Raw genomic sequence first — 9,129 nt, 5'->3', positions numbered from 1 at the left:
GAGTTCCTACCCTGGAACCTGGCCGATCAGGTGACGGAACTGACCCAGCCGTTGGCGGCTTGAGGCTGTCACGACGGTAACCGTCGGACGCTTACGAATGAGCGGCTGGCAGGTTTCAATCGCCTGCTGCAGCACTGCGGCAAGGTCGATAGACGCTTTCTGTAAGCTGATAAAGCTTAGGCTTCCGGGACACTACTCAATAGGCAGCCACTCGGTTGCTGTCTCGCAAGCGTACGCCCCTTATGGGAGATACCGCACCAGGGCGAAGTTGAAGCTGGGACCGCCGACAGCGGCGATAGGCGCGTCAGAACCGCCTGCCACCACGATCAGGCCATCGGGCTGAATGGCGATGGCCTGGACCTGGTCCGTGCTGCTATTCAAGACGTGGTCGCCGGTCGTGTTGGCCAAATCGGTCAGCACCCGGTTGTTGGATCCGAAGTCGGTTATCGCGACACCATTCAGATCGTAGCGGACCAGGGCGAAGTTGGTATTGCCCACGCCAAGGGGGGCGTTGGACGTTCCTGCCACCACGATCCGGCCGTCTGCCTGCATCGCGGCCGCAGTCGCAAAGTCAGCGCTGCGCTCGACGGTCCCAGCGTCAAGCGCACGGTTATCAAAGTCCGTGATCGAGAGCCCAGGGTTGATCGAGTCGGCGTTAAAGGTCGGATCGAGGGTGCCATCCAGATTGTACCGCGCCAAACCGAAGTTAAGATCCCCGTTGGGACCGTTGGTCGTTCCGACCGCCACGATCCGGCCATCGGGCTGGACGACGAGCGCGCTGGCCTGGGCGCTTGTGCCACGAAGACAGGTCGCTACCCGGTTATTGGGCCCGAAATTGGTATTCGGAACGCCATTGTTGTATCGAACGAGGCCGAAGGCCGCCGGACAATCGGGGGCGGGGGACGTGCTGCCTGCCACCACGAGCTGACCGTCGAACTGCATGGCCACAGCAAAGGCGTCATCCACGCTACGATTGCCAAAATCGGTGAGCACGGTGCCTGGGAAGATGGCATTATCGCCGAAGGTCGGATCGATGATGCCATCGGGATTGTACCGGACCAAGGCAAAATTACCCTCGCCGTTAGGCGCATTCGAAAAACCTACCGCCACAATCTTGCCGTCGGGCTGGAGGGCGAGGGCTCTGAGTTGGTCAAGCGAACGAGTCCCATCGGGTAATTGACGAAAATCCGTGAGTGTCGTGCCTGGGAAGATGGCATTATCCCCAAAGGTCGGATCCACGCTGCCGTCGGGGTTATAGCGAACCAAGGCGAAGTTGTTGTCGCCATTGGGCGCGTCGGAAAACCCTCCAACCACGATCTTGCCGTCGGGTTGAATCAGGACGGCGCGCGCCGTATCCGAGCTGTTTCTGCTGGGGCTATCGGGGTCACCCGTGGGTACGTCAGTCCGGAAATTCGTGATGACTCCGCCGCCCGTGCCGAAGGTCGGATCCATGGTGCCATCGGGGTTATAGCGGACTACGGCGAAGTTGTTGTCGCCATTGGCAATGGGGGAAGTAGTGAATCCGGCCGCCACGATCTTGCCGTCGGGCTGGATGGCCACAGCAAACGCCTGATCAGTAGCGGTCTCGAAGGTCGTGAGCACCCGTCCGATGACACCAAAGGCGGGATCCGGGGTGCCGCTTTGCGCATGAGATATACCTGTTGTAACTGTGCCAAACACCGCAGTCAAACCGACCAGCAAGCCGGGCAGCCCCATGGGCTTCTTTCCTTTCATGACGTTTTCTTCCCGCAGCAAAATAGAGAGATTGGCTAAATTAGACCGGGACACTCGGAGATTTCTCTCGTAGCCTCCCGGAATATTTGCCGCGAGCGGCCTGCACTAGCGGACAGTACCAATTCGCTCATGGTTCCATAAAGCCGACATTCGAAGCCGGCTGAAAACTAAATGCGAACGGCAGAAATGGCCGAACAGCAGAAGTTCACTTCGGTGGCCCTAACTATCCGTTCAGGACAGTCCGCCGCCACATTCGGCACGGAAGTGCCGGTTATCCCACCCGAAAAACGATCTCGAGCCGAACGTCAGCTACGGGGCAGTGGTTGGCCGACTCCTGCCGGTCGGCATATGTTCGTGGAGGATTGGTTCACGCGGCAAAGCGGATGCGCTTCATTAAATTGGGAACCAAGTCACTCCCGGCCGGAACCTGACGAATATCAATGGCCTCGATTCAGAGTATCCGTACAGTATCCTGGCTTGATGAATTCCCGAATCCATAGCCTGTGCCGGTCATCATGCTGCGAGACTGTTCAGCAGTTCGCGGCCTGCGAAGCGCCGCACCGCTATTTCGCCTGCTCGCTTTAGCCTTTTTCGCGGCCGGACTTTCGAGCTGTCTGTCACCCATGGCGCTTGATCATCTGGCGATCGCCTATAACGAATCCAGTGCGGACGTGATGTCGAGGCAACTCCTGCTCGATATCGCGCGTGCCCGCTTCAATCAGCCGATATATTTTTCCGGGATTTCGAATATTGCCGCGACGCTGAATTTCCAGGTCAATGCGGGGGCCACCCCGCCGTTTACGGGGAATAGCGGCACCACGCTGATGCCCATTTTCGGCGGCTCGGCGTCGGAAAATCCGACCATCAGTATCGTTCCCATGGAAGGCGAACAATTTACGCAGCGATTGCTGACGCCATTATCCGAAGACAAGCTGACCTTGCTGCTGCGTCAGAATATCGATGTCGATCTGCTGCGTTTGGTGACGCTGGAATTTCGCACTCAAGGCGAAGAAGCGGTATTTCACAATCGGCCTCGAAACCGGCGCGATTACGCCGCTTTTCGGCGCATCGTGCTGCACCTGTCATCGATTCAGGATCGTGACCAGTTGTACGCGGAGCCCCTGACCTTCGAGCGTCACTGGACGCTGCCTTCCGAGTCGATTAGCGGAAAGGAATTTCAGGCATTGGAGCAGGAGTATTCCATTGCGCCGGATTCAACGACGCCGATTTATCATCTGACCAAGCAAGTCGTCGGTCGAACGGTTCTGACGAACTACGATCCCCTCCTTTTGAGCAATGAGGAGCGAATACGGCTGAATGACGAGGCCGAAAAAAATGCACCCAACGACCTCCTGGTCGATATTCGTCCCGGCTATCCGGGCGGCGAATATCCGCTGCACGGCAAATTCAGGCTGCGAAGCTTTAGCAACATCATGTATTTCATTGGCCGAACCCTCGCCGCAGAACCCGAAAGGGACGTTCCCAAGGATCCGCGAACACCGCCGGTCGGCGAAAATCCGGTCTCGGTCATCGAGATTTCCGAATCCAACAGGCCGCCCGCGGATGCGGACTTCGTAGTGAAGTATCGAGGGAGATGCTTCGCCGTGCGTCCAAGCCGCGGGACATCGTGGAACCAAACGGCCTTTCGGGTGCTCTCGCAGATTTTTCAGATGACGGTGACCGAACTTCCGAAACCGGGCGTTCCGAGCATCACCATCGCACAGTAAAGGAAACTCTGAACAAGTGGATTCCGTTCACGCACTTCGACAGGCTCAGGACGAACGGTAATTCCATTCGGCATTCGAGTGAACATTAATTGTAGGGTGGGTTAGCGAAGCGTAACCCACCGATTCGAGGCCGCTTGGTGGGTTACGGCCTCGCGGCCTAACCCACCCTACAAAAATTAATTCCTTATTGAAAGCAATTTGGAATAACGTATTGATTCCGTTCGTCCTGAGCCTGTCGAAGGACTTTAGTCAGAGATTCCTAAAGTGACGCGCCTCGGAACACGGTGTCGGGGAGCGAAGCGTGATCGGCTGATCACGTGTTACGACACCGTGTTCCCAAAGGGATGTACCCGACTATTCAAAGCGACGGGCCGGTTCCGGGCACCGGATAACATCGTCGCCTTTACAGACCGCTCGAACGGCTGCCGCCGCTTGCGCCGACACCGCCGTCGGAGACCTCTCCCGCAGGCTGAGTGGTGTGCCGAATGACGCGCTGTATATCGTCTTTTCGCGCGAGGACCGATCGCAATTGCAATGACCTGTTCAGTACGCTGTACCAGAAAGGCGCGCCGAGGCTGAGCAGCAGGATGGAGATCATCAGCCCCGGAAGGTTCACATTTTTCCAGTTGTCAAACCATAGCTCGAGAGAGGTAGGCGGCAATATCACGCCCTGCTTGGCCAGGAACGTGAAATACTGCCTCTCGATTTTGTCCGACACGGGCAACGGCGTGGCGGATTGAGCCTCCAAGCTGGCTACGACATACTGTGCCTGATCGATCTTCATCGCCTCCTCGACAAAAGCGGTTCGCATGGCGTCGTCCATGGCAAATCGGTTCACCAGCGTCACCGTGTCCAGTTGCAGCACGACGGCTACCACCGTAGCGCTGACGAAAGTCCAAACGCGGGCACCGAAGGTGAAGCGTTCGCTGACGCGATCAATGACCGAATCAAACCGCAAGTTGATTTTCGCCAAGAATTGGCTGGCGGCTTCCTGCAACAGGGCAATATTCTGGCGGACGTCGTGGGCGAGTTCGGGGTTGGATTTCTCCAGTTGGAGGGCCGCCATATGGATATTCTTCAGCGTTTGGTCGGGGTCGGAGATACCGTTTTCCGCCATCACTTTCTTCAATCCCTTGAGCGCTGTCTGTTGCAGCTCGGTCATCGTCACGTCCTTCGGGTCTCGCGATGCCAGGTCGAGCAGCATCTTGGTGAGCTCCTCGCGGTGAATCACCTCGCCATACCGGATCAAACCGAATATTTTGCCGCCATTGAGGATTGGACTGCGTAGAATCATCTTCGCTATCTCCTCGGCGCAGCGCCGCTCCACGCCGGGATCGAGCTGCTCGAGCAGGTCCACGAGTCCGGCCAGCAAGTGCTTTCCGCGACTTTGACGCAGAGCCAGCATGGCCTGAGTCATCAGAGTCACAGCCATGCTGACGATCAGCATGACGACAGAAAGCCCGATTAGGATATCGATCGATTTCAGCATGATGGCACCCCTCCAGTCTCGACGTTGTTCAGGACTTACGAAAATGGACTCTTCTTCCGTCTCTCGAAGGAAAAAGGGCAAAATGCGTAAGTCCGGTTGTTGTTATTTTGTCCAGGCCGGCTAGAGCTTTTTCATCTCGCTCGTACGGCAAAACAGGCCTGGCAGGAGTCGTTGGCGCCTTCGGCCAGGGTAGATCGACTCAAGCTTTCGTAGGTCGGCAATCCTTTGCCGACGAAGACGCTCGGCCGGGACGTGGTGTCGGGAAAGGATTCCCGACCTACGCGCGAATGCCCGTACAGTAGGCATGAAAATGCTCTAAGTACATTCAGGGAAGTCTTGCGGCATAGGCAACCTGCAGGACAACCCCGCCAATCAAGCCAATCTGTCGAGATTCCGCAAATATTTGCGGAATGTACTTAGCGTCAACGACCATGGCGATCGTCTCACCGACACCGGCGTTCGGCTTCAACCTTCTTCGCAAGTCTCCTGCCCGAAGGCTTTAAGGATTTCTGACTCTCGGCCAGGCTTCCGGCTCCGCAAATGGAGCGTCGGGGTCGTCCTGACAGGCTTGAGCCCGAGCTTCCTCGACGACCGGCTGGCCGTTCCGAAAAGTGTAAACGACGATCGAGCCGCAGTCTCCGATGCCGCGGGATTTCGACCAGACTTTCAGTTCCTTCGTTTTGTCGTCGAATTCGGGAAATCCGCTCAGCTCCGTTTCAAGATAGCGGGAGACGCGGCCATCCGTCTCGCGCTCATAACGTTTGAATTTCAACAATGCCGTTTTCGCCCGGGCTTCGTCATAAAACATGAAGACAAAACCGGGTTGATAAGCGCCCAGGTAGCACTGTATCTCCACGAGATACTGCTTGTCCTTCAGGCGATGAAAGGTAAGGCCGGCATCGGGAATATCCTCGGCTTGGCTTTGGAAGCTCTCCTCGCAGTCGGCGGGCCATTTCAGTCTCTGATACCAGGCGCTTCGCTCCTCTCGAGTCAAATCGGACTTGTTTTGATCGCCTCCGGCCTTTACTCCCGAAGCAACCAGAAACAGACCTACAAAAGCGGCGGTGATGCCGAACCCGAACAATTTCATAGCGATCCCAACTCCCTGTGCGCTCCATGACATTCCCGAAATGGACTCATACGGCAGCGCCGTCGATCCGACGGAATCCCAAATCGACCGATGCCATCTTCGCTATGATCGCTGAAGGGCGGACGCCCGCAAGAGACCGTCGAATCGGCGTGCGATGTCGGCGATCGTTGTAGCCTTGTCGTGGCCATTGATGATGGTTCGAGCATTCTCATAATCGGGCGATACTCCGTCTTTTATGAAATGTCCGAGCTTTTTGCCCGTGAACCATCCTTCCTTCATTCCCTGGACGGCAATTTGATAAGCCAGCTTGGGCTCCTTTGCTTTATCGGGGTTCGAGATCAGATCCACGTTCAGAAATCTTCCCGCTCTCTCGTAGTTGTTTCGGCCTGTCAGCTGTACAAAACCGCGCCCGTGAAAAAGATTGCCATCGCCCGGGTAAAGATTGCCCAGCCGCCGGCCTACCGAGGTATGCGATCCATAGCGGGATTCAAAGTAGGCCGCCGAGCCGTGCTCGTCGATCGGCCTCATCGTGTTTGCCGTTTCCCATTTGAATGTCGCCAGGCAGTAGGCCAACTGTTGCCGGTCCGTGTCCGTCCCGTCGAAACGGATATCCTGTTCGATTTCGCCAAGCAGAGACTCCAGCGCGTCGACCCGGTATTGCGTCATGGGTCCGAACGCGGAACGATAGCCCTCGAAAAACTCCTTCCTGTCGAACACGAACATAACTTTCCCCCCACTTTCTTTTTTGAAAATTCGTGATCGCCGCCGCGAAACCTCACCCGCGGCAGCGAGCGATCAAGCGGTGAGCTTATTCCATCACGAATCCGATCTGTCCGGAAACATCGACTCGCTCGATTCCCGTCGGGAGCGCTTCCGCACCAGCCGCCCCTCACAAACCAGCGGTCTCTGCAACGTCAGAATGTGCGGCGGCTGACCGAAAACGTCGATCTGCGCATCAAGAGTCCTCCAAATCCGGCCGATCCTTTTTGCCCATTCGACGCTCGATCGGCGTCAGAAACTGCAAAGTCAGAAAATTGATCGTACTGATCAGCACGGCGATCTCATACAAGCCGTGGGCGACCGAAGCGCCGATTGCGCCGGTCGACCATAGGCTAGCCGCCGTGGCCGTTCCCCGGACACCTGTCGACGTCTTCAAAATCGCTCCGCCGCCGATAAAGCCGATACCCGTCATCAATCCGGAGATGATGCGCGCCTGCGCATCCTGAGCGGTACCGACGACCGACTCCCCGACCAGGATATAACCGCAACTTGCTAGCGCAACCAGAGGGAAAGTCCGCAATCCCAAGGTGCGGGTCGTTCTTTCGCGCTCCAGGGCGATCGGCAGAGCGAGTACGAACGCTCCTGCAAGCTTGAGCACGTGAGACAGAAATTCGCTCCAGTTCCAGTTCAGTAGATCCATCTGATTGTCCTGCTGTGCTACAGCGTTCTCGGTCCGACCGATTTCCGTCTTTTCCACTGCCCGGGGAGACCATAGCCCCCCCGGGCGCCGTGCCTGGATGCGCGCCGGCAAATCGGTCGCTGCTCATCTGCACGAGCCTACCAGCCGTTCCGGAAAAGGCTGTTCGCCGGGGTCCGGGGCGGTTTCCCATTCATTCCGGCTCCACGGCACCCGGCCGGCGAGTTCGGTCAGGGAACCCGCCGGATAGGTTCCGAAGCGGCGGCTGGACGGAATCTGCGGTATCCGGACGAAAAGTACAGCCTCGGTATCGGCCGCGAGCATCTGCTCGAAAGGGGTCAGCTCTCGCGTCGGAGCGCTCCCCTCGACGAGATCGAGAAGGTCTCGGCCTATCGTCTCGAAGGCCTCTCTGGGCACGAGCCGGGTCTTCTCCGCAGCGAGCGTGCGAAACACATCCCTGCCGCCGGCGAGGCTCATCTGAACCAGGGCCGCCACCGGGAAAGCGGCCACGGCGGCGAGATAGCTGGTCGGACCGGTCTCCGGAATGTTCCAGCCCAGCCAGCGCAAGGGATCGATGACCAGCGCGGTGCTGTTGTTGGCGGCCCGGTCGTAACCGATGACATGGCAGTAATAGCCGTGTAGCACCTGTTGCAAGGTGGCTTGCACCCGGCGCGGAATTCGGGAATCGCGCATGACCGCGACGAGCATGTAGTTCGGACGGTACCAGGCCTGTCCGCTGTTGAGATCCGCGAGGTAATTGTCCATGGGCACCATGGCCGAGAGAATGCCTTTTGCGTTCTTGTCGTCTATGGGATAGAAGTTGGCGGCCAGCCAATCGCTCCATTCGCCTTGCGGGCCCAATATCCCGGCGGCGGGCGCGAGATGGCCGCCGTGCGCGCCGTCATCGTCGCCCTGGGCGCCGTCGAGCACGAAGGCGAGCACCGGGCGGCTCGCCCAGCGGCGGGGCTGTCCCGGATGACGCTCCCATAACACCCGCGCGGCGTAGATGCCCGTCACGCCGCCGGTCTGTGCCCGGATCAAGGTCGTCAAGGTTTCCCGCTCTTTCAACGGCTCAAATCGGGCTCCATCGATGTCGATACGGGTATCTTCCGGCCAGATCGTCCGGGCGACGAAAACCGGAGCCCCCCGATGGCTCAGCGTGACGCCTCGCATGCGCAGCGGCCGTTTCGAAAGAAAAGCCACGGTGGAACGATCGAGATAGGCCCGATTGGTGGGAATCGCCGGGGTGACCGCAAACGCGATCTCACCCGCCGGTGCGCGGAGAAACTGTCCGTCTTCGGACAAGGTCGCGTGTTCGACGATCTCGGGAGCGCCTATCCAGACCAGCGGCGGACGGGGCGTTTCGCTCCGCTCCGGCTCGAAAAGCGCCGTGCCGGTGATCGGCCGAAGTCCATCAGGAACGGCGATGAGTTCGTCGCGAAAATACCAGAGCGCCGCCTCGGGCACCGGACAATCCGTGCACCGCCCGGTGGCGAGCCGAAAGGAGGAACTCGGCAACAGCCCGAAGCGCTCTCCGGTCAGGGCGCCTTTCGAAAAAGGACCGGCATATAACTTGTCCGGCACCTCGCTCCAGCGCAAGCCTTCCGCCGTCCGCAGCGGGCCGGCCTCGCCTGGAGCGTTTTTCATCCCGGTGCACGGCTTCGTGTCGGGC

At 58.5% G+C, this 9,129-nt stretch carries 8 protein-coding genes; 2 read left to right on the top strand and 6 right to left on the bottom strand.

Annotated elements, in window-relative coordinates:
• Nucleotides 1-240: 240 nt before the first annotated feature.
• Nucleotides 241-1,734 carry a delta-60 repeat domain-containing protein gene (locus JOD69_RS20640; protein WP_210024213.1) on the bottom strand — a complete coding sequence of 498 codons (1,494 nt, stop codon included), beginning with the start codon at nucleotides 1,732-1,734 and terminating at the stop codon, nucleotides 241-243.
• Between the two features lie 623 nt (nucleotides 1,735-2,357).
• Here JOD69_RS20640 and JOD69_RS20635 point away from each other — a divergent pair.
• Nucleotides 2,358-3,461, top strand: a complete 1,104-nt coding sequence (locus JOD69_RS20635) for a hypothetical protein (protein WP_210024212.1) — start codon at nucleotides 2,358-2,360, stop codon at nucleotides 3,459-3,461.
• A 403-nt stretch (nucleotides 3,462-3,864) separates the two neighbouring features.
• On the opposite strand, the gene JOD69_RS20630 is transcribed toward JOD69_RS20635, so the two are convergent.
• From JOD69_RS20630 to JOD69_RS20620, 3 genes are all read right to left on the bottom strand, one after another.
• Entirely contained in the window at nucleotides 3,865-4,950 is a 1,086-nt protein-coding gene (locus JOD69_RS20630) for a hypothetical protein (protein WP_077731070.1), read from the bottom strand.
• Between the two features lie 499 nt (nucleotides 4,951-5,449).
• Complete coding sequence (locus tag JOD69_RS20625; protein ID WP_210024211.1) at nucleotides 5,450-6,040, bottom strand: DUF1176 domain-containing protein; 591 nt, start codon at nucleotides 6,038-6,040, stop codon at nucleotides 5,450-5,452.
• A 102-nt stretch (nucleotides 6,041-6,142) separates the two neighbouring features.
• Nucleotides 6,143-6,763: a glycoside hydrolase family 19 protein gene (locus JOD69_RS20620; RefSeq protein WP_156879966.1), complete on the bottom strand. Its 621-nt coding sequence runs from the start codon at nucleotides 6,761-6,763 to the stop codon at nucleotides 6,143-6,145.
• A gap of 22 nt (nucleotides 6,764-6,785) precedes the next feature.
• On the opposite strand from JOD69_RS20620, the gene JOD69_RS20615 reads away from it, so the two are divergent.
• Nucleotides 6,786-6,974 carry a hypothetical protein gene (locus tag JOD69_RS20615; RefSeq protein ID WP_210024210.1) on the top strand — a complete coding sequence of 63 codons (189 nt, stop codon included), beginning with the start codon at nucleotides 6,786-6,788 and terminating at the stop codon, nucleotides 6,972-6,974.
• Nucleotides 6,975-6,995: 21 nt separating this feature from the next.
• On the opposite strand, the gene JOD69_RS20610 is transcribed toward JOD69_RS20615, so the two are convergent.
• Nucleotides 6,996-7,460, bottom strand: coding sequence for an MgtC/SapB family protein (locus JOD69_RS20610; RefSeq protein WP_077731073.1), 465 nt, complete (start codon nucleotides 7,458-7,460; stop codon nucleotides 6,996-6,998).
• 123 nt (nucleotides 7,461-7,583) lie between these two features.
• On the bottom strand, nucleotides 7,584-9,104 hold the full coding sequence (locus JOD69_RS20605; protein ID WP_210024209.1) for a hypothetical protein: 1,521 nt from the start codon (nucleotides 9,102-9,104) through the stop codon (nucleotides 7,584-7,586).
• Nucleotides 9,105-9,129: the final 25 nt, after the last annotated feature.

The organism is Methylocaldum sp. RMAD-M (genome assembly GCF_017832375.1).
Classification (GTDB): domain Bacteria; phylum Pseudomonadota; class Gammaproteobacteria; order Methylococcales; family Methylococcaceae; genus Methylocaldum.
Note: the sequence above shows the minus strand (reverse complement) of the source record. Positions and strands in the feature narration are given on the sequence as shown.